Genomic DNA, 19,070 nt, shown 5'->3' on the forward strand with positions numbered 1-19,070 from the left:
CTTGCCGATAACGTCCGAGCCTCAACGAGAGGACCGTATCTCCTTGCGGCCCTCTGGGTGAAGTGTTTTAGCCCGCTTGTTAGCGGGCTTTTTTTGCGTCCGATCAAAGCGACGGTACGACATGCTCCCTCGAAAACCACGAGCGATGAATCGTCTACCGCGTCGAAGATAATCCGCCAGCAAATTTATCCGGTTGACAACGCTTTTTGGCCAGAGAAACCTGACGTTGTGCAATGCACCAATCTGGCTGAATCGCGGCAGAAGCCAGGAATACACGTCACGCCGCTCAACGTTCATCTTCGAGGTCCGTCATGCGACTTTCCATCCTGCTGGCTGCACTCACGACCTGTCTGACCTGTACCGCACGCGCAGAAAATCCGGCTTCGCCACAAGACTCGGCCATGTACCTTTCGAGTGTCGTCGGCAATTCGCAGATGAACGCAAATCCGCAACTGGCGCAGCCAGTCAGCGCGTCGTCGGACAAACCATGCACGTCGCCCGGAAGACGGGTTCAGCGGGACATCCGGGGGTCGATCGACGGTGGCTCGCGCTGCGACAATGCAACGGCCACCGCGTTCTAACGACACGCGCGAAGCAGCGTGTTCGACGATTGCGACGCGTGCATCACTTTAGGTGTAACTGCTCGACGACAAGCGCAGGACAACGATTTCGCTCGGAGGCCGCTCAAGTGCGAGCGCGGAAACGGCCCTAGCATTGCTCGATGCATCGCGCACCTTCGCGCCGCCAAAAACCAGCACGCGCAATGCCGCGCTTAAGAGGAAGAGGGACGCGCCTTAAAAGTCGTCGGAAAAACTCAGTTCATAGTCGACGCTCGCGCCAACGCGCAACTCACGGCCCGCGCCGTCAAGAGCAATCGCGTTCTGCCCGAACGTGAGGCCGCCATCTACACGAGCATTAGCGCGCCAGCCCATCATCACGTCGAGCGGTTCGTTGGGCCATTGCGCGTCGCGCACGCCGTGCGTCTGATCGACCGTCGTGATCGGACAGCGCGCGCACGGCTTCACCATGCGCAACACGATGCCATCGACCGAGATCGTGTCGATGAAGTCTTCCTCGAAGGCGTCGAGACCGCTCAAGACGACATTGGGCCTGAAGCGATTCATCGGCACGCGCGGCGCGCCCTTCGCTTCGAGACGCGCGTTGAGATCGTCGAGCGAGGCGTGGTTGGTGACGAGCAGCGGAAAGCCATCGGCGAATTGCGTGGGTGCGTCGGCATCGCGCGTCCACGTCTTGCTCGCGAGGCGCGTGACGTCGTCGGCAAAGCGCACGAGCCGCACGGGAACGCCGAGGCGTGCGGAGAACCAGCGCGCGGCGGTCACGCCTTCGTCTAACGCCTCGAAGTGATCGCGCCAGACATTCACGGCGACGCGCGCCGGGTCTTTCGCGCGCGCAAGCGGCACTTCGAGCGGTTCCGCAGTATCGGGGGAATTCAGCACGAGCGCATCTGCCGTGAGCGTTGGAACGATGCGCGCCATCGCCGGGAATTCGCGTTGCGAGACGAAGCGCCCGTTTTCGTCGATGACCATCCAGTGGCGATCCCACGGAAACCCGTGAACGGCGAGCTGCACGCAATCGAGTGCGATTGCGCCGCATGACTTGACTGGATAGACGAATAGCGCGCTGATGGTAGGCATGATCGGGGTGTTCGATGGCGCGAACCGCTCATCTGGAAAAGCGCCATTGTCCCGTGCTCATATTGTTCCGGCAAGCGGTGCGTTCATACGCTTTATAACCGTTTCCCCGCATCCGCCGTGACGCGCTCGATCAACCGCTGCACACGAAGCGCATCATCGCCGCTGACGCTCGGCGCGCGATCATCCCGCACGGCATCGAAAAAGTCCTTCAACAATGCACGATGCGCGGCGTGCGAGAAGTCCATCGGCTTCGCACCGAAGCCCGACGACGAAGGATCGCGAAACTCGTCGATGCTTCCATCGCGGAAAAACACGCGCAAGTGCCCGCCTTCGAGCGTTGCCGTGCCTTTATCGCCGATTAACTCGATACGCTCCGGAAAGCCCGGAAACGCCGCCGTGGTTGCAAGAAGATGACCCACGGCGCCGCTCGCGAACGTAAGCGAAGCGCTTGCAAAGTCCTCGGACTCCATCGTGTGCAACGCGGTGGTCGCGGTAGCCGCCGCGACCGAGGACACATCGCCCGCCAGCCACAGAAGAATGTCGAGCGAATGAATTGCCTGCGTCAACAACACGCCACCGCCATCGCGCGCATAAGTGCCACGGCCCGGTTCGTCGTAATAGGATTGCGGCCGCCACCAGCGCAGATCGAGTCCCGCGCATGCAATCGAACCAAGCGCGCCACTCGCCTTCACTTCCGCCAGCCGCTGCACGGCGGGACGAAAGCGATTTTGAAACACCACGCCGAGTTTGCATTCCGCAGTACGGCAGATATCGACGATGCGCGTGGCGCGCGACATCGACACATCGAGCGGTTTCTCCAGCATCACGTGCTTGCGCATTGCGGCGGCCTGTTCGACCAGTTCGAGATGCGTATTCGGTGGGGTGAGGACGAGCATGGCGTCGATGGTCGCGTCGTTCAATATCGCATCGACAGACGCGCCGACAGGAAAGCCATGCGCGCTGGCGAACCGTTCTACTCGTTCAGGCGAACGGCCGACGACCGCCACGACCTCCACTTCCTCACGCAATTCATTCAATGCGAGCGCGTGAGGCGTTGCAGCCAATCCAGCGCCGACCATCGCGATTCGAATTTTGCGCATCGAGCCTTCCTTGGGCGTTGATGTGTCACACGATCGTCGTCAGCTCCGGAACGGCTTCGAAAAGATCCTGAGCCAGACCATAATCCGCGACGCTGAAAATAGGCGCTTCCGGGTCCTTGTTGATGGCGACAATGACCTTGCTGTCCTTCATGCCCGCCAGATGCTGAATCGCGCCCGAAATACCAACGGCCACGTACAACTGCGGCGCGACGATCTTGCCCGTCTGACCCACTTGATAGTCGTTCGGCACGTAACCCGCATCCACCGCCGCGCGCGACGCGCCCAGCGCAGCACCGAGTTTATCAGCGAGCGGTTCGAGCACCGTCGTGTAGTTCTCGCCATTGCCGAGGCCGCGTCCACCCGAAACGATGATCGAAGCCGAAGTCAGTTCCGGCCGATCCAGCTTCGTGACTTCACGGCTGACGAATGACGAGATGCCAGCGTCGGCTGCCGCTTCGATCTTCTCGATCGATGCACTGCCGCCTTCCGCCGCCACCGGATCGAAGCCCGTTGCACGCGCCGTGATGACCTTGATCGGATCGCTCGATTGCACCGTCGCGATGGCGTTGCCCGCGTAGATTGGACGCTCGAAGGTATCGGCGCTGTCGACGGCGGTGATGTCGCTGATCTGTGCGACATCCAGATGCGCCGCGATACGCGGCGCGATGTTCTTGCCATAGGCAGTAGCAGGCGCGAGGATGTGCGAATAGTCCTTCGCGATATTCAGCACCGTGCCCTCGACGTTCTCGGCCAGACCTTCGGCGAGTTGAGGCGCATCCGCAAGCAGCACTTTAGATACGCCCGCGATCTTCGCTGCTGCATCGGCCGCGCCCTGCGCGTTCGCACCCGCGACCAGCACATGGATATCGCCACCGATTTTTGCCGCCGCCGCTACCGTGTTCAACGTCGCGGCCTTGATGGACGCGTTGTCGTGTTCCGCAATTACCAGAATCGTCATCAGATCACCTTCGCTTCGTTTTTCAACTTCTCGACCAGCGTCTTCACGTCCGGCACCACCACGCCCGCCGAACGCTTCGGCGGTTCCGCGACTTTCAGCGTCTTCAGTCGCGGCGTCACGTCAACGTCAAGATCAGCGGGCTTCAAAGTCTCCAAAGGCTTTTTCTTTGCCTTCATGATATTGGGCAGCGTGACATAGCGCGGCTCGTTCAGGCGCAAGTCGGCCGTCACCACCGCAGGCAGCTTCAACGTCAACGTTTCGGCGCCGCCGTCGATCTCGCGCGATACCGTCGCCTTGCCGTCCGTCACCACCACCTTCGATGCAAACGTCGCTTGCGGCAACGCAGCCAGCGCGGCGAGCATCTGGCCGGTCTGATTGCAATCGTCGTCGATAGCCTGCTTGCCCAGAATCACGAGCTGCGGCTGTTCCCTGTCAATGAGCGCCTTCAGTATCTTCGCCACGGCGAGCGGTTGCAGTTCATCGCCGGATTCGACGAGAATGCCGCGATCCGCGCCAATCGCCAGCGCGGTACGCAAAGTCTCCTGGCACTGCGCGACGCCGCACGATACCGCGACGACTTCCGTCGCCACACCTGCTTCGCGCAGGCGCACGGCTTCTTCCATCGCGATCTCGTCGAAGGGATTCATCGACATCTTCACGTTGGCGAGTTCGACGCCGCTGCCGTCGGACTTGACGCGCACCTTCACGTTGTAATCCACCACTCTCTTCACTGCCACGAGGATTTTCATGAGCTAACCGTCCTTCAACGAATGCAAGTCTCACTTGATGATCAACGCCTTCGACCGATCGAAAGCCACCGTGACGGCGACGATCAGGATCAGACCGAACACGATCTGCTGCGCGAATACGCTGATGCCGACGAAGGTCATGCCCACGCGCGCCACCGACACCAGCAGTGCACCGACGAGCGTCCGTCCAATGCCGCCCGCGCCGCCCGTCAGCGCCGTGCCGCCGACGATCACGGCGGCGATGGCCGGCAAAAGGAATTGATCGGCAAGCGTGGGCGAACCGCTTCCAAGACGCCCTGCCATCACGACGCCCGCCAGTCCCGCGAAGAACGACGAGGTGCCGAACACGAGGCACTTCGTGACCGACACGCGCACGCCCGAGGCAATGGCGGCGGGTTCGCCCGCGCCGATGGCATCGGTGCGACGGCCGAACACCGTCGAGCGATGCAGGAACAGGCAGAACAGAAACACGGCGGCGCCAAGCAGGATTTCATGCGGCACGCCGAACGAAGTACCCGTGGTCCATCCAAGCGATGCATTGCGCATCTCGTCGCTGATGCCGATGGAACGCGTACCCGACAACGTCAACGCCGCCGCCGATGCAATGCCGCCGACCGCGAGCGTCGCGATGAACGAGGGAATGCGCAGCACAGTCTGAATGACGCCGCTCAAAAGCCCGATGCCGAACGAAGCCGCAAGCGCGATCACCGCCGCCATCGCGCCGTAACGCGGCAGCAGCATCGCGACGATCACGCTCGACAACGACGCCACCGCCTGCAACGAAAGGTCGATGCTGCCGAGCAAAACCACGAATGTCGTGCCGGCCGCCATGATGAAAAGCGTCGAGCTATCGGCAAGCAAACCGAGTTGTGTCGATGGCGCGAGAAAGCTCGGCTGTGCAAGCTCGATCAACACGTAGAGCACGACGAGTGCGAGAAACGGCGCGTTGTCGCGCAGCTTCGCCGCAAGGGGAGCGTTCAGTTGTGGCATATCGACCTCAGACCATGTGTTCGACGATTTCGACCTGCGAAGGCTTGCGCCCGACTTCGCACGGCAGGATTTTTTCGGCGCGGCCGTCGCGCATCACCATCACGCGGTGACTGAGGCCGAGGATCTCTTCGAGCGTGTCGCCGGTCAGCACCACCGCCACGCCGTCCGCCGTCAGTTCGCGGATCAGCTGATAAACCTCTTCCTTCGCGCCGACATCGAGACCGCGTGTCGGATGATCGAGCACGAGGATTCGGCTGCCCGCGAAGCGCCATTTCGCGAGCACCACTTTCTGCTGATTGCCGCCAGAGAGATTGCGGCACGACGCATCGGCGCCGGGCGTCTTGATGTGCAGACGTTCGATCCATTCGTTGGCGAACGCACGCTCGCGCGCCTTCTTCACGATGCCGCCACGGCTCACCGCATTGAGACGCGGCAAGGTCAGGTTTTGCGCGACGCTCATTTGCGTGACGAGACCTTCGACCTTGCGCTCGCGCGGCACGTAGCCAATGCCCAATGCAACGGCATGATTCGCATGCGGCTTCAGATGCGTGCTGCCCACCAGCACTTCGCCGCGATCGAGCTTTTCGAGTCCCGCGATGACGCGGCACAGTTCCTCGCGCCCCGAGCCGACCACGCCCGCGACTCCGAAGACTTCGCCGCAGCGGACATCGAAGGACACGTCATCGAGCACATGTCCGAGCGATGCGTGACGCACCGAAAGCGCTACATCATCACGGCAAGGCTTCTGCAGATTCTCGCGGTAATACTCGCCATGCAGCGTACGGCCCACCATCAGTTCATGCAGCTTCGTCACCGACGCCGTTCCCGACGCCATCTCGGACACAACCTTGCCGTCTTTCATGACATACACGCGATCGGAAAGCGACAGCAGCTCGTCGAGCCGATGCGAGACGAACACGAACGAGGCGCGCGACTTCAGTTCGCGCACGAGGCCAAAGAGAATCTCGATCTCGCCTGCTTCGAGCACGGAGGTCGGCTCATCGAGCAAGATGATCGGCGTGCCGCCCGTGCGACTCGCCAGCGACAAGGCGCGCGCGAGTTCCACCATCTGCCGCTGACCGAAGGACATGTCTTCGCAGAGCGTCAATGGATCGATATTCAGACGCACGGTCGCCAGTTCCTTCTGCGCCGCGCGCTTGAGCTTCGACCAGTTGATGCGGCCGAAGGTCACGAACTGTTCTTCGCGCCCGAGAAACAGGTTCTCCGCGACCGTCAGGTTCGGCAGGATCGACTGCTCCTGATACACCATGGCGATGCCCTTGGAGGTCGCATCGCGCGGATTGCGAATCACGAGCGGCTTGCCGTTCAGCGTGATCTCGCCCGCGTCCTGACGATACGCACCGGTCAGGAGCTTCATCAACGTGGACTTGCCCGCGCCGTTCTCGCCGATCAGACCGACGATCTCGTTGGGCCGCACGTCGATGGACACATCGTCGAGCGCAAGTACGCCCGGAAAGCGCTTGGTGACATTCTTGAGTGACAGCATGTTCATCTCCTCACGCTCATTTGACGATGCGCCGGCGCGAACGATTCAGCGCGAGCGTTACCGCCGCGATGATCAGCACGCCTTGAATGCCCTGCTGCACGTAAGGCGGAACGCCGAGCAGCACCATGCCATTGCCGAGCACGATGACGATGAGCGTGCCGACGAGCGTGTTCATCGGGCTGCCGTTGCCGCCCGCGAGCGACGTGCCGCCGACCACGATTGCGGTGATCGCCACGAACAACTGACCATCGGCGATACGCGCGTGGCCCTGACCGTATTGCGCGACGGCCAGAATGCCCGCGACGCCATAGAACGCACCGGCCAGCGCGAAGACCGCAATGCGCACGCGCGATACCCGCACGCCGCTCAGACGCGCGAGGTCCTCGCCTCCGCCGATGGCAAGCGTATGCCGGCCGAGCAGCGTGTGCTTGTAGACGAACCACGCGATTCCCAGCACCAGCACCGCGATCCACACCGACAGAGGCAAGCCGAAATAACGCGTGATGGAGATGGCGCGCAGCATCGGGTCGCTCACGCGGATGGTGTTTCCCGACAGCCACGCAGTGCCGATTCCCGTCGCCACGAAGCCGACGGCAAGCGTCGTGATGAACGAAGGGATGCGCAGGAACACGTGCAGCACGCCATTGGCGAGGCCGAGCAGCGCGCCCGCCGCGATCGCCACGGCGAGCACCCACAGCCCGTAGTGGTTATCGTTGTACGAGTTCTCGACCAGCATCGACACGGCAATCGCCGCGACCGCGACGATGCCTTCCGCCGACAGGTCGATGCTGCCGAGCTGAATCACGAACGCGGCGCCCAAGGCGATGGTCAACGGAATCGCCGCGCCCACCGCGATTCGCGACAGGTTCATCGGATCGAAGAAATCGTGGTTCAGCGCGCCGATGCAAAGACCGAGCGCCACCAGCACCAGAACGGGTGCGAATCGTCGCAGCAAAGCCTGCTTCGATACCAATGGAGTCCCGGTTGTTGTTATGCGGACGGCCTGCCGGGTGGGCGCCACGGTCAACTTGTTCATCGATAAATCACCGGACCCGACACGCGGGCATAGAGGTTGTTCCAGTCACCGCCAGGCGCGGCCGCCCGCTTGATGACGTCCTGGACGTTCGCCTTCGTCACGAACGTGGCCTTGCAATACGATTCGCGCCGGTCCTTCGGCAGGGCGGCCACGTCGATCTTCTTGTCCTTCGCCTGCAAGCCCATCGACAAGCCGATGCCGCCGAGCCAATACGGGTCCCAGTCCACCGACGCGATCAGTTCGCCCGCCTTGATCGCGGCGAGTCCGGGCGGCGTGCCGTCCATGCCCGTCACCGGCATCTGGCCCGCGAGCCCTTCGGCGCGCAACGCTTCGATGGCGCCGAGCGCCATGTCGTCGTTCGCGGCCCATACGCCCTTGATCTTCGAGTTGAAGCGCGTCATCCACGCCTGCATGATCGGAAACGCCTTTTGCGAGTTCCAGTCGGCCACCTGGAAGTCGAGCAACTGGATGTCGGGGAACTTCTTTAGCGCGGCTTCGAGACCGGCCTTGCGCTCGATCGCCGGGACATTGCTGAAGATGCCGCCGAGCGCAACGACGCCGCCCTTGCCGCCCATCGCCTTGAAAAGTTGCGTCGCCGCTTCCTCGCCGTACGCGACGCCATCGTAAGAAAGATGCGCCACGTAGTTCGGGTTGTTGTCCCACGGATGCAAGTCCTTCGGCTTGTTCCAGATCGTCGTCACGAACGCGCCCGCCTTCGAGCAGGCTTCGACGATCACGCGGGCATCGGCGGAGTCGTTGGGATCGACGTTGAGGACGAGGTTGCCGTTGGTACGTTGCAGGAGCGCGCGAATGTCGGCAATGCCTTTCTCGGAGCTGCCTTCGGTCGTCAGCGGTACATAAGGCAGGCCGGCGCTCGCGGCAAAGCCCTGCGCGCCCTTGTTGAATGCCGCGTGATAGGGATTGGTGAGCGAGCGAAACGAACAGGCGAGCGTCGTCTTGTCCGCGCCGAGCGACAGGCTCGACAAGCCGCCACCCGCCACCGCGAATGCGGCTCCGGCGCCCAGCCTCATGAAGTCCCGGCGCGAGAAAGCCGTGCGTTGATGTTGTTCAGACATGATGTCTCCCACGAATGGAATAAATAGACGGATAGTTATTTATGGCTCGAAGAATCCGATGCTGCCGAACCCTTCAGGCGCCTACGCCACGCTCACGGTGACGTCGTGCAGCGAGCGGCCCGCGTGCGCCGCCAGCTGGCCCGTCGCGGGCGCCTTCGCCGCAACGAGTCCGCGAATCAGGTCCGAGGCTTTCTCCGCGATCATCAGCGTCGGCGCATTCGTGTTCGAACTGACGATACGCGGCATCACCGATGAATCCGCCACGCGCAGCCCTTCGATGCCATGCACGCGCAACTGCGGATCGACCACGGACATTTCGTCGATACCCATCTTGCAGGTGCCGACCGGGTGATAGCCCGTGCGTCCGTATTGCTTCGCGTATGCCTCGTATTGGGCCTGCGTGCGTACCGAGCCGCCCGGAAAGTGCTCGCTCTTGATGTACTTGGCGAGCGCGTTCTGACTCATGATTTCGCGGCTTTGGCGAATGCCCTCCACGGCCACCTTGAGATCGTGGGGGTCGCGAATGTAGGCAGGATCGATGACCGGTGCATCGGCGGGATCGGCGCTGTGAAGCGTGACGTTCCCACGGCTTCTCGGACGCAGGAAGTACGAGTTCAGCGTGCAGCCCGAACCGGACGGCACCGGCGGCACGCCCGCTTCCACGCCCGCGCCCGGCAGAAAATGGAACTGCAGGTCGGGCGTCGGCACGTCGCTGGCCGAATACCAGAAGGCGCCGCCTTCCGCGATATTCGATGTCACCGGTCCCTTGTTGAAGATTTTGTATTCGAGACCGGCGAGCAGCATCATGTGCTTCTTCGCATACTTGTCGAGACTGTACGGACCGTTCAGCTCATAGACGATGTCGATGTCGAAGTGATCCTGCAGATTGGCGCCGACGCCGTCGAGCGCATGCAGCGGCTCGATGCCGACGCGTTCGAGATCCGCCGCGCGGCCGATGCCCGAGAGCATCAGTATCTTGGGCGAACCGATTGCACCCGCCGTCACGATCACCTCGCGCTCGGCGCGCGCCACGATCACATTCGAGCGCGCGTTCTGATCGGCATATTCGACGCCCACCGCGCGACCGTTTTCGATCACGATGCGCGACACGAGACAGTTCGTCTTCACGGTGAGGTTGCCGCGCGAGCGCGCCTGTTGCAGATAGCCGACCGCCGCGCTGCAACGCCTGCCGCCGCGCTGCGTGACCTGATACACGCCGACGCCTTCCTGCTGCGCGCCGTTGAAGTCGCTGTTATACGGCAGGCCCGCTTCCTGACCCGCCAGCACGAAGGCCTTGGTCAGTTCGTTGACGCTGATGAGATCGGACACGCCGAGCGGCCCGCCCACGCCGTGATACTCGTTGCACAAGCGCTCGTTGTCTTCCATGCGCCGAAGGTAAGGCAGGACGCCATCGCGAAAACCCCAGCCCGTGCAGCCTTCGCGTTCCCATGCGTCGTAGTCGGCGGGTTGGCCGCGCGTGTAGACCATCGCGTTGATGGAACCGCCGCCGCCGAGCACGCGGCCTTGCGCGAACGGAATTTGCCGCCGTTGCGTTTCCGCCGCCGCGACCGTGCGATAGCCCCAGGTCAGCGGGCCGCTCGTCATCTTGAAGAAGCCGACCGGCATATGGATGTACGGGTCGGTATCGGCGGGACCGGCTTCGAGCAGCAGCACACGGCTGCTTGCGTCTTCGCTCAGACGCGCCGCGAGCGCACAACCCGCCGCGCCGCCGCCAACGATCACAAAGTCATACATTGCTGTCTCCGATTCTTTGTTCGCCACGAGTCGCGCGTGGCCATCCGCGCGGCTCTCGAAGGCCGCTCTCGTGAACCACTCGCGCTATGCGATCCAGCGCGGCCGATTGCCAAGCTGCACATGCACGGACTTGATCTCCGTGTATTCCTCGACGCCGTAGCGTCCCGTCTCACGGCCGATACCCGACTGCTTGAATCCGCCGATGGGCATTTCCGGTCCGCCGGTAATCGTGCAATTGACCCAGATGCGTCCGGCTTGCACATCGCGCAGAGTCTTGAACGCGCCTTGCAGGTCGCGCGTCCAGATGCTCGCCGCGAGACCGTACGGCACGCCGTTCGCGAGTTGGATAGCCTCGTCGAAACCGTCGAACGGCGTCACTGAAAGAACCGGCCCGAAGATTTCGTCCTGCGCGAGCGAACTGCCCGGCTGTACGTTGCGAAACACCGTCGGCTGGATGAAGAAGCGCTCGCCATCGCTGCTGGCGTTACCGCCGCAAACGAGTTGCGCGCCGTCGTGCGTGCCTGCATCGATAAAGCCGCGAATCTTGTCGAACTGCCGCGCCTCGACGATTGCACCGACATGATTCGACGCGTCGAGCGGATCGCCCATGCGCACCTTGGCAAGCACCGCGCCGATACGTTCGACGAGCTCCGCTTCGACCGAGCGATGCACCACGAGCCGGCTGCCCGACACGCAGCACTGTCCTGCGTTGAACGCGATGCCGAAGGCGATGGCGTCGGCGGCGTCGTCGAGATCGGCATCGGCGAACACGATCTGCGGATTCTTGCCGCCGAGCTCAAGCCCGACCTTCTTCATGTTGCCGCCCGCCGCCGCGAGCACCGAACGGCCCACTTGCGTCGAACCGGTGAACGAGATCATGTCGACGTCCATGTGTTCGGCAAGCGCCTGCCCGACCACCGGACCGAGACCGGTCACGACGTTGACCACGCCGTCCGGCAGACCCGCTTCGGTGAGCAACGCGGCGAGCTTGAGCGTCGTGGTCGATGTCAGTTCGGACGGCTTGACGATCACCGTGCATCCCGCAGCCAGCGCGAAGGGCAGACGCTCCGAAAGAATGAAGAACGGAAAATTCCACGGCGTGACGATGCCGACGACTCCCACCGGCTGACGCATGACCAGCCCGAACATGTCGGCCCCGAGCGTGTCGTGCGAGTCGCCATGGACCACGCGTGCAAGGCCCGCCGCATACTCCCAGATGCCCGCGGCCGCCGTGATTTCGCCGCGCGACTGGCCGACAGGCTTGCCGCTTTCGAGCGTTTCGAGATACGCCAGCGCCTCGACGTTGTCGCGAATCAGGCGCGCGGCTTTCAAAAGGACCGTTGCGCGTTGCTCGCCGGATAAGCGCGACCAGCGGCCATCGTCGAAAGCGCGTCGAGCAGCGGCGACGGCTGTATCGAGATCGCTGGATGACGCACGCAGCGTCGCGGTGACGCCCACGCCGTGCCCCGGACTCTTGCGCGTCACCCATTCGGCGGATGAGCCCGCATGACTTTTTCCGTCGATGTACATCGGCGTGCGCAGCGGCTCGTCGGGAAGATGCAGCGAGGCTGCGAGTTCGCTCAAATCACTCATATCCGTCTCCATTCAACATTTCCGCGGTGCGCCTGGCATTCGCTGCAAGCGTGAGAACAAGGTCACTGCCTCACGTCGACGGAACCCATTCTGCACCATCCGGTTACTTCCGTACAAGCCGATTTTTGGTTTATAGTCGCTGACATACCGAGTGCCTTCAGGCATCCCGACCGCTCATTCTTCGACCACGCACATGACCCTCACCCCCGCTACGCCGAGAAGCGCATCCAAGTCCGCCGAAGCCGTCGTCACCCGTCAACCCAGACAGCGGGACCCCGAAGTAACGAAGGCCCGGATTCTCGATGCCGCGAAAAAAGAGTTCGCCAAGCTCGGCATGGCGGGCGCACGAGTGGAAGCCATCGCCACGCGCGCCAAGGCCAACAAGCGGATGATCTATCACTACTTCGGCAGCAAGGAGGAGTTGTTCGTCGCGGTGCTCGAAGACGTGTATGCCGACATCCGCTCCGCCGAACTCAAGCTCGACCTCGACCATCTCTCGCCCGAGGAAGCCATCGTCGCGCTCACCACGCATACCTGGAACTACTACCTGAAGAACCCCGAGTTCATGACGCTCGTGAACAGCGAGAACCTGCATCGCGCGCGGCACGTCAAGAAGTCGCAGCGCTTCAAGGAATTGCATCAGGGCTTCATTTCGATGCTGCAACGTATCCTCGATCGCGGCGTCGAAGCGGGCGTGTTTCGTAGTGGCGTCGATGCGCGGCAACTGCATATCACGATGGCCGCCATCGGCTATTACTACCTCACGAATCGCTTTACGAGCGGCGTGATCTTCGACATCGACTTCATGGACAAGGCTGCACTCAAGAGCCGTCTCGACTTCAATATCGACACCATCCTGAGGCTCGTGCGGCCTTGAAAACGGCACGGCGAGCATCTTGGGCAGCGGCGTTGCCATGTCACGCCACCTTCTCTTGCGCCGCCGACATACGCGCGAGCAACGCTGCATCGACGAGCGGACGAAACGCCATGCGCGCCAGCACGTCGCGCTCTATATCCACGCCGTCCGCAACCTCGATCAGCCGCACGCCTTCGGCTTCCAGCCGGAACACCGCCCGCTCGGTCACGTAAAGCACTTCCTGCGCGCTGCGCAATGCTTGCTCGCCGCTGAACGTGATGTGCTGCACGCGTTCGACGAGCTTCGGCACGCTGCCCGGCGACACGATCTTCAAGCGCGTTCCCGCCTGTTCGACATCCAGCCCTTTCGCCTCGAAACTCCCGCAAAACACGATCTTGCGTGCGCCTTGCGTGATGTCGATGAAGCCGCCCGGCCCGACGACCGTCGACCCGAGCTTCGACACGTTGATGTTGCCTGCGCCATCCATTTCGCCCATGCCGAGAAAGGAGACATCGACGCCGCCGCCGCTGTAGAAATCGAATTGATCGACACTCGACAGAATGGCGTGCGCATTGCGCGCGGTGCCGAACATGGGGCCGTCGAGCATCGCGCCGTTGTGAATGCCCTGCTCGACCGATCCCCAGAACGTGCCGAGACGCCCTTGCTCCGCGAGCAGCGCGGGAATGCCGCCCGGAATGCCGAAGCCGAAGTTGGCCGATTGTCCTTCGTACAGTTCGAGCGCCGCGCGTGCCGCGATGATGCGGCGAATGCCCGTCGGCACTTCGTAGAAGCCTTCGCCGATGGTACACAGCGCTTCACCGCTCAAGGCCGCGTCGTAGTCCGACACCACGCATTGCACTTGCTCCGGTGTCTCCACGAGCGTGTCGACGAGAATGCCCGGAATGCGCACGAGCCGCGCCGGCACGTAGCCTTCCGGGGCGCGCTCCTTCACCTGCACGATCACGCGGCCAACGCTGTTATGCGCGGCGAGCGCGGCGGCGTAGACATCGAGGTCGGCCGGTTCGCGGCGCAGCGTGACATTGCCGCTCTCATCCGCCGATGAACCGCGCACGATGGCGAAATCCACCTTGAACGGCTTGTAGCGCAGGTATTCGCGGCCATCGAGTTCGATCAGCTCGACGAGGTCTTCGCTTGCGAGCTCGTTGATCTTCCCGCCATCGATACGCGGATCGACGAAGGTGCGCAGTCCCACATGCGTGACGAGTCCGGGCCGCCCCGCGCCAATCTCGCGCAGCAACGTGCTGATGGCGCCGGCGGGAAAGCTGTAGGCCTCGAAGGCGTTGTCGCGAGCGAGCTTCTGCATGGCGGGCGCCCAGCTCCAATGTCCGCCGATCACGCGTTTGACCATGCCCTCATGCGCAAATCGGCCGAGGCCGCTGCCCTTTGCGTCACCGATGCCGAGCGCGTGGACGATGGTCAGATCGCGCGGATGTCCCGTCTCGAGAAAGCGCTTTTCGAGTTGGGCAAGCACGGCGTCGGCTTCGAGCAGCCCGCCGCCGGAACCCGCGAGTGCGATGGTCGCGCCATCGAAAATCTGCCCGACCGCAGCGGCAGCATCCGTCCACTTGTTCACTGAAAGCTCCTTTGGGAAGCAGCCGCAAAAGCCATTGACAGCGGCCATTCGTTGGTCTTAAATAACCCACCAGATGGTTACTTGCTGCGAATGTTGGCACACGAAACCTCTGAATTCAAGCGGTATTTCGACTGGCTGCGGGTAAACCTTCAACGCAAGTCCTGCCGCAAATATCTGATCTGACGATATGCATGGAGACAACATGAGACTCTCGGAAACGCACGAGCAAATTCGCGACACGACGCGGCGGTTTGCGCAGGAAGTCATCCGGCCGCTGGCCGAGGAACTGGATCGCGAAGAGCGTTTTCCAGCGGAGATCTACAAGCGGATGGGCGAACTGGGACTCTTCGGCATCACCGTGCCGGAGCAGTTCGGCGGCGCGGGAATGGATGTCACGGCTTACGCGCTCGTGATGGAAGAGTTGTCGCGCGGCTATGCGTCGGTGGCGGATCAATGCGGCCTGCTCGAACTCGTCGGCACGTTGTTGAGCGCGCATGGCAGCGACGCGCAACGTGCGAAGTACCTGGAGTCTTTGCTGCGCGCCGAGTTGCGTCCGGCCTACTGCATTACCGAATCCGACGCGGGAACGGACGTTTCCGGCATCCGCACCACGGCCACGCGCACCGCCGACGGCTGGGAACTCAGCGGCGCGAAACTGTGGATTCATAACGCGCCCGTCGCCGACCTCGCCTTCGTGCTCGCGCGTACCGACCCGGCTGCGGGCAAGCGCGGCATGAGCATCTTTATCGTCGATTGCCACTTGGCGGGCGTATCGAAGGGGCCGAAGGAACACAAGATGGGACAGCGCGCATCGCAGGTGGGCGAGCTTCATTTCGACCGCGTGAAGCTTGCCGAAGACGCGCTCCTCGGACAAGAAGGACGCGGCTTTCACATGATGATGAGCGCGCTCGACAAGGGCCGCGTGGGCATCGCCGCGCTCGCGGTCGGCATTGCGCAGGCGGGTCTCGAAGCGGCGCTCGAATACGCGCAGACACGCAAGCAGTTCGGCACGCATATCGCCGAATTCCAGGGCATTCAGTGGATGCTCGCCGACATGGCGAAGGACATTCAGGCCGCGCGCCTGCTCGTGCACGATGCCGCCGCGCGCCTCGAATCCGGCGAGCGCGCGAGCATCGCCTGCTCGATGGCCAAGTGCTTCGCGGGCGACACGGCCGTCAAGCACAGCGCCAACGCCGTGCAGATATTCGGCGGCAGCGGCTACATTCGCGGCTACGAAGTGGAGCGGCTTTATCGCGACGCGAAGATCACGCAGATCTACGAAGGCACGAACCAGATTCAGCGCACGATCATTGCGCGCGATCTGATTGCGAACGGAGCATCGTTATGAGCGCGCGTCCTGTTGCGCTCGTCACGGGCAGCCGGCGCGGCATCGGCCATGCGATTGCCGTCGAACTGGGCCGCGCGGGCTTCGATATCGCGCTGACCGACGCCGTGGCTTCCGACGAACTCGATCGAGCCGTCGCCGATGTCGAAGAAACCGGCGCGCGTGCCATTGCCGTCGTATCCGATCTAGCGGATATCGCCTCGCATCACGCCACGCTGAACGATATCGAAACGCGGCTCGACGCTCCTATAGATTGCCTCGTGAACAACGCGGGCGTGTCGGTCATGTCGCGCGGCGATCTGCTCGATGTAACGCCCGAGAGCTTCGACCGGTGCATGGCCATCAACACACGCGGCACGTTCTTTCTCACGCAGGCTTTTGCGCGGCACTTTCTGTCTCGCATACGCAAGAGCAGGGCGGCGCATCCGAGCGTCATCACGATCACCTCGTCGAATGCGGTCGCGGCGTCTCCCTTGCGCGGCGAATATTGCGTGTCGAAGGCGGGATCGTCTATGGCCACGACGTTGTTTTCCCTGCGCCTGGCCGAACATGGAATCGCCGTCTACGAAGTGCAGCCCGGCCTGATCGAGACCGAGATGACAGCGCCTTCGCGCGCGCGCTACGACGCGCAAATGGAGCAAGGGCTCACCGCCATAAAACGCTGGGGCACGCCGCGGGAAGTGGCGACGGCCGTGCGCTCGCTCGCGACCGGCGGCTTGCCGTACAGCGTCGGACAGGCCATCCGTGTCGATGGCGGCTTACTCGTCAACAAATACTGAACCGCATATGAACTCAACGCTCAAGCTGCCGACCTCGCTCGGCACGATAGAAAGCTACCGTCTGCAAGGCACACCGCTCGATGTGCGTACGCCCGCGCGGCCGTTCAATCGCATCGCGTATTCGGCGGCGCATGTCGTGGCCGATCCGCTGCGCGCGGGTGAACTGAACGCGCCACCCGCCATCGACTGGGAACGCACGCTCGACTATCGGCGCTACCTCATCAAGCAAGGTCTCGGCATTGCCGAAGCAATGGACACCGCGCAACGCGGCATGGGCCTGACGTGGAACAGCGCCCTCGAACTCATCACGCGTACAGTGGAAGGCACGCGCGATATTCCCGGCGCGTTAATCGCATCGGGCTGTGGCACCGATCATGTCTCGCCCGGTTCGATCACCAACTGCGATCAGGTCATTCGCGCCTACGCCGAGCAACTCGAAGCCGTGCAGCGCGTCGGCGGACGCGTCATCCTCATGGCAAGCCGCGCGCTCGCGCGAGTCGCGCGCTCGAGCGACGACTATCGGCGCGTCTATCGCGAAGTGCTCGCCATGTGTAACGAGCCCGTGATTCTGCACTGGCTCGGCGAGATGTTCGATCCGGAACTCGCCGGCTACTGGGGCGAATCGTCGTATGAGCGCGCGGCGCAAGTGTGCCTCGATGTGATCGGCGACAGCGTCGATCATGTCGATGGCATCAAGATTTCCCTGCTCGACGACGCCAAGGAAATTTCCTTCCGGCGTCAGTTGCCGCCCAAGGTGAAGATGTACACCGGCGACGACTTCAATTATCCAAGTCTGATTGCGGGCGATGAACGAGGCTTCTCGCATGCGCTGCTCGGCATCTTCGATGCGATTGCCCCAGCCGCTTCGCAGGCGCTCGCCGCGCTCGCCAACGACGACCTCCATACATTCCACACGCTGCTCGCGCCGACCGTGCCGCTGTCACGCCATATCTTTCGTGCGCCGACGCAGTATTACAAGACGGGCGTCGTATTCCTCGCGTATCTAAACGGCTTTCAGGACCACTTCTTCATGCTTGGCGGCCACCACGGCATGCGTCCGCCCGCCTATCTCGCCGAGGTCTTTCGTCTCGCCGATCAGGCCGGCCTGCTGCGCAATCCCGACGACGCCATCGGCCGAGTGCGGAAAGTCATGGCAGCGCTCGGTTGCGCCGAGTAATCGCGGCTGATCGCCTTCGACATCACACGGGGATCAACATGAGAAACCTGCAGGGAAGACTCGATCTGTGCTCGATCAACACGGCGACGCTTGGCCATCGCGAGGCGTTGAGCGTCACGATCGACCGCATCGCCGCAGCGGGATTTGGCGGCATTGCGCCGTGGCGTCACGAGGTGGAGAACGCGAACGTCGCCGACATCGCGCGGCAGATCAGGGCGCTCGGGTTGAGCGTCACGGGCTATTGCCGTTCGACATATCTGCCGGCGGCGAGTCGCGCGCAATTCAAGGCGAATATCGAAGCGAACAAGGCAGCCCTGCGCGATGCCGCGACACTCGGCGCACGCTGCTTCGTGATGGTCGTCGGAGGTTTGCCCGAGGGCAGTCGCGATCTGAATGGCGCACGCGCACAGGTGATCGAAGGCATCGCCGAATTGCTGGATACGGCGCGCGAGTGCGGCGTGCCGCTCGCGCTCGAACCGCTTCATCCGATGTACGCGGCGGATCGCGCCGTGCTCAACACGCTCGCGCAGGCGCTCGATATCTGCGCGCAGGTCGATCCCGGACATGGCGGCTTTCTCGGCGTTGCCGTCGATGTCTATCATTGTTGGTGGGACCCGGCGCTTCAGGCATCGATCGGGCGGGCGGGACAAGACGATCGCCTGCTCGCGTTTCATGTATGCGACTGGTTGCGCGAGACACGCGATCTGTTGCTCGATCGCGGCATGATGGGCGATGGCGGCATCGACCTGGCGGCCGTGCGCAGTAACGTCGAGCAAGCCGGATATGACGGACTCGTCGAAGTCGAGATTTTCTCGAAAGAAAACTGGTGGCGGCGCGATCCGGACGAAGTGCTGCGCATCTGCGCGGATCGCTTGCAAACAGTGTGCTGACTGCGAGGGA

Annotated in this window: 17 protein-coding genes; 6 read left to right on the plus strand and 11 right to left on the minus strand. The window is 62.8% G+C overall.

The window, feature by feature from the left end:
- The first annotated feature begins 311 nt into the window (after positions 1-311).
- Positions 312-581: a hypothetical protein gene (locus P9292_RS08705; protein WP_250468353.1), complete on the plus strand. Its 270-nt coding sequence runs from the start codon at positions 312-314 to the stop codon at positions 579-581.
- A 213-nt stretch (positions 582-794) separates the two neighbouring features.
- Here P9292_RS08705 and P9292_RS08710 read toward each other — a convergent pair whose 3' ends face one another.
- From P9292_RS08710 to P9292_RS08755, 10 genes are all read right to left on the minus strand, one after another.
- On the minus strand, positions 795-1,655 hold the full coding sequence (locus P9292_RS08710; protein WP_309958590.1) for an MOSC N-terminal beta barrel domain-containing protein: 861 nt from the start codon (positions 1,653-1,655) through the stop codon (positions 795-797).
- Between the two features lie 92 nt (positions 1,656-1,747).
- Positions 1,748-2,755: a Gfo/Idh/MocA family protein gene (locus P9292_RS08715; RefSeq protein ID WP_250494673.1), complete on the minus strand. Its 1,008-nt coding sequence runs from the start codon at positions 2,753-2,755 to the stop codon at positions 1,748-1,750.
- A 25-nt stretch (positions 2,756-2,780) separates the two neighbouring features.
- The gene (locus P9292_RS08720; protein WP_309958591.1) at positions 2,781-3,713 is read right to left on the minus strand and encodes an FAD-binding protein; all 933 of its coding nucleotides are present in this window, start codon (positions 3,711-3,713) and stop codon (positions 2,781-2,783) included.
- On the minus strand, positions 3,713-4,462 hold the full coding sequence (locus P9292_RS08725) for an electron transfer flavoprotein subunit beta/FixA family protein (RefSeq protein WP_250469723.1): 750 nt from the start codon (positions 4,460-4,462) through the stop codon (positions 3,713-3,715). The genes P9292_RS08720 and P9292_RS08725 overlap by 1 nt, the downstream gene beginning before the upstream one ends.
- A 30-nt stretch (positions 4,463-4,492) precedes the next feature.
- Positions 4,493-5,452, minus strand: coding sequence for an ABC transporter permease (locus P9292_RS08730; protein WP_309958592.1), 960 nt, complete (start codon positions 5,450-5,452; stop codon positions 4,493-4,495).
- 7 nt (positions 5,453-5,459) lie between these two features.
- On the minus strand, positions 5,460-6,959 hold the full coding sequence (locus P9292_RS08735; protein WP_244830541.1) for a sugar ABC transporter ATP-binding protein: 1,500 nt from the start codon (positions 6,957-6,959) through the stop codon (positions 5,460-5,462).
- 16 nt (positions 6,960-6,975) lie between these two features.
- Complete coding sequence (locus tag P9292_RS08740) at positions 6,976-7,995, minus strand: ABC transporter permease (protein ID WP_309958593.1); 1,020 nt, start codon at positions 7,993-7,995, stop codon at positions 6,976-6,978.
- Complete coding sequence (locus P9292_RS08745; RefSeq protein ID WP_244830542.1) at positions 7,992-9,071, minus strand: sugar ABC transporter substrate-binding protein; 1,080 nt, start codon at positions 9,069-9,071, stop codon at positions 7,992-7,994. Before P9292_RS08745 ends, P9292_RS08740 begins: the two co-directional genes overlap by 4 nt.
- Positions 9,072-9,152: 81 nt before the next feature.
- Positions 9,153-10,826 carry a GMC family oxidoreductase gene (locus P9292_RS08750; RefSeq protein ID WP_244830543.1) on the minus strand — a complete coding sequence of 558 codons (1,674 nt, stop codon included), beginning with the start codon at positions 10,824-10,826 and terminating at the stop codon, positions 9,153-9,155.
- Positions 10,827-10,910: 84 nt separating this feature from the next.
- Positions 10,911-12,419, minus strand: a complete 1,509-nt coding sequence (locus P9292_RS08755; protein WP_309958594.1) for an aldehyde dehydrogenase family protein — start codon at positions 12,417-12,419, stop codon at positions 10,911-10,913.
- A 193-nt stretch (positions 12,420-12,612) separates the two neighbouring features.
- Here P9292_RS08755 and P9292_RS08760 point away from each other — a divergent pair, with 193 nt between their 5' ends.
- Positions 12,613-13,296 (plus strand): TetR/AcrR family transcriptional regulator, encoded by a 684-nt coding sequence (locus P9292_RS08760; RefSeq protein WP_244830546.1) that lies wholly within the window; start codon positions 12,613-12,615, stop codon positions 13,294-13,296.
- Positions 13,297-13,336: 40 nt separating this feature from the next.
- Here the strand turns inward: P9292_RS08760 and P9292_RS08765 are convergent, their stop codons facing one another.
- Positions 13,337-14,869, minus strand: coding sequence for an acyl CoA:acetate/3-ketoacid CoA transferase (locus tag P9292_RS08765; protein WP_409015135.1), 1,533 nt, complete (start codon positions 14,867-14,869; stop codon positions 13,337-13,339).
- A 202-nt stretch (positions 14,870-15,071) separates the two neighbouring features.
- Between P9292_RS08765 and P9292_RS08770 the strand changes: the two genes are divergently transcribed.
- The 4 genes from P9292_RS08770 to P9292_RS08785 are packed head-to-tail and all read left to right on the plus strand — an operon-like array spanning position 15,072 to position 19,060.
- Positions 15,072-16,217: an acyl-CoA dehydrogenase family protein gene (locus P9292_RS08770; RefSeq protein WP_309958596.1), complete on the plus strand. Its 1,146-nt coding sequence runs from the start codon at positions 15,072-15,074 to the stop codon at positions 16,215-16,217.
- On the plus strand, positions 16,214-16,993 hold the full coding sequence (locus P9292_RS08775) for a 3-ketoacyl-ACP reductase (protein ID WP_309958597.1): 780 nt from the start codon (positions 16,214-16,216) through the stop codon (positions 16,991-16,993). The genes P9292_RS08770 and P9292_RS08775 overlap by 4 nt, the downstream gene beginning before the upstream one ends.
- A 7-nt stretch (positions 16,994-17,000) precedes the next feature.
- Positions 17,001-18,170: a dihydrodipicolinate synthase family protein gene (locus P9292_RS08780; protein WP_309958598.1), complete on the plus strand. Its 1,170-nt coding sequence runs from the start codon at positions 17,001-17,003 to the stop codon at positions 18,168-18,170.
- Positions 18,171-18,208: 38 nt separating this feature from the next.
- Positions 18,209-19,060, plus strand: coding sequence for a sugar phosphate isomerase/epimerase family protein (locus P9292_RS08785; RefSeq protein ID WP_309958599.1), 852 nt, complete (start codon positions 18,209-18,211; stop codon positions 19,058-19,060).
- The last annotated feature ends 10 nt before the right edge of the window (positions 19,061-19,070 follow it).

The organism is Caballeronia sp. LZ001 (assembly GCF_031450875.1).
In the GTDB taxonomy this organism is placed as follows: Bacteria; Pseudomonadota; Gammaproteobacteria; order Burkholderiales; family Burkholderiaceae; genus Caballeronia.

Coding starts and splice junctions, on each gene's coding strand:
- P9292_RS08705 (WP_250468353.1), top strand. CDS start 312: ATGCGACTTTCCATCCTGCTGGCTGCACTCACGACCTGTCTGACCTGT.
- P9292_RS08710 (WP_309958590.1), bottom strand. CDS start 1,655: ATGCCTACCATCAGCGCGCTATTCGTCTATCCAGTCAAGTCATGCGGC.
- P9292_RS08715 (WP_250494673.1), bottom strand. CDS start 2,755: ATGCGCAAAATTCGAATCGCGATGGTCGGCGCTGGATTGGCTGCAACG.
- P9292_RS08720 (WP_309958591.1), bottom strand. CDS start 3,713: ATGACGATTCTGGTAATTGCGGAACACGACAACGCGTCCATCAAGGCC.
- P9292_RS08725 (WP_250469723.1), bottom strand. CDS start 4,462: ATGAAAATCCTCGTGGCAGTGAAGAGAGTGGTGGATTACAACGTGAAG.
- P9292_RS08730 (WP_309958592.1), bottom strand. CDS start 5,452: ATGCCACAACTGAACGCTCCCCTTGCGGCGAAGCTGCGCGACAACGCG.
- P9292_RS08735 (WP_244830541.1), bottom strand. CDS start 6,959: ATGCTGTCACTCAAGAATGTCACCAAGCGCTTTCCGGGCGTACTTGCG.
- P9292_RS08740 (WP_309958593.1), bottom strand. CDS start 7,995: ATGAACAAGTTGACCGTGGCGCCCACCCGGCAGGCCGTCCGCATAACA.
- P9292_RS08745 (WP_244830542.1), bottom strand. CDS start 9,071: ATGTCTGAACAACATCAACGCACGGCTTTCTCGCGCCGGGACTTCATG.
- P9292_RS08750 (WP_244830543.1), bottom strand. CDS start 10,826: ATGTATGACTTTGTGATCGTTGGCGGCGGCGCGGCGGGTTGTGCGCTC.
- P9292_RS08755 (WP_309958594.1), bottom strand. CDS start 12,419: ATGAGTGATTTGAGCGAACTCGCAGCCTCGCTGCATCTTCCCGACGAG.
- P9292_RS08760 (WP_244830546.1), top strand. CDS start 12,613: ATGACCCTCACCCCCGCTACGCCGAGAAGCGCATCCAAGTCCGCCGAA.
- P9292_RS08770 (WP_309958596.1), top strand. CDS start 15,072: ATGAGACTCTCGGAAACGCACGAGCAAATTCGCGACACGACGCGGCGG.
- P9292_RS08775 (WP_309958597.1), top strand. CDS start 16,214: ATGAGCGCGCGTCCTGTTGCGCTCGTCACGGGCAGCCGGCGCGGCATC.
- P9292_RS08780 (WP_309958598.1), top strand. CDS start 17,001: ATGAACTCAACGCTCAAGCTGCCGACCTCGCTCGGCACGATAGAAAGC.
- P9292_RS08785 (WP_309958599.1), top strand. CDS start 18,209: ATGAGAAACCTGCAGGGAAGACTCGATCTGTGCTCGATCAACACGGCG.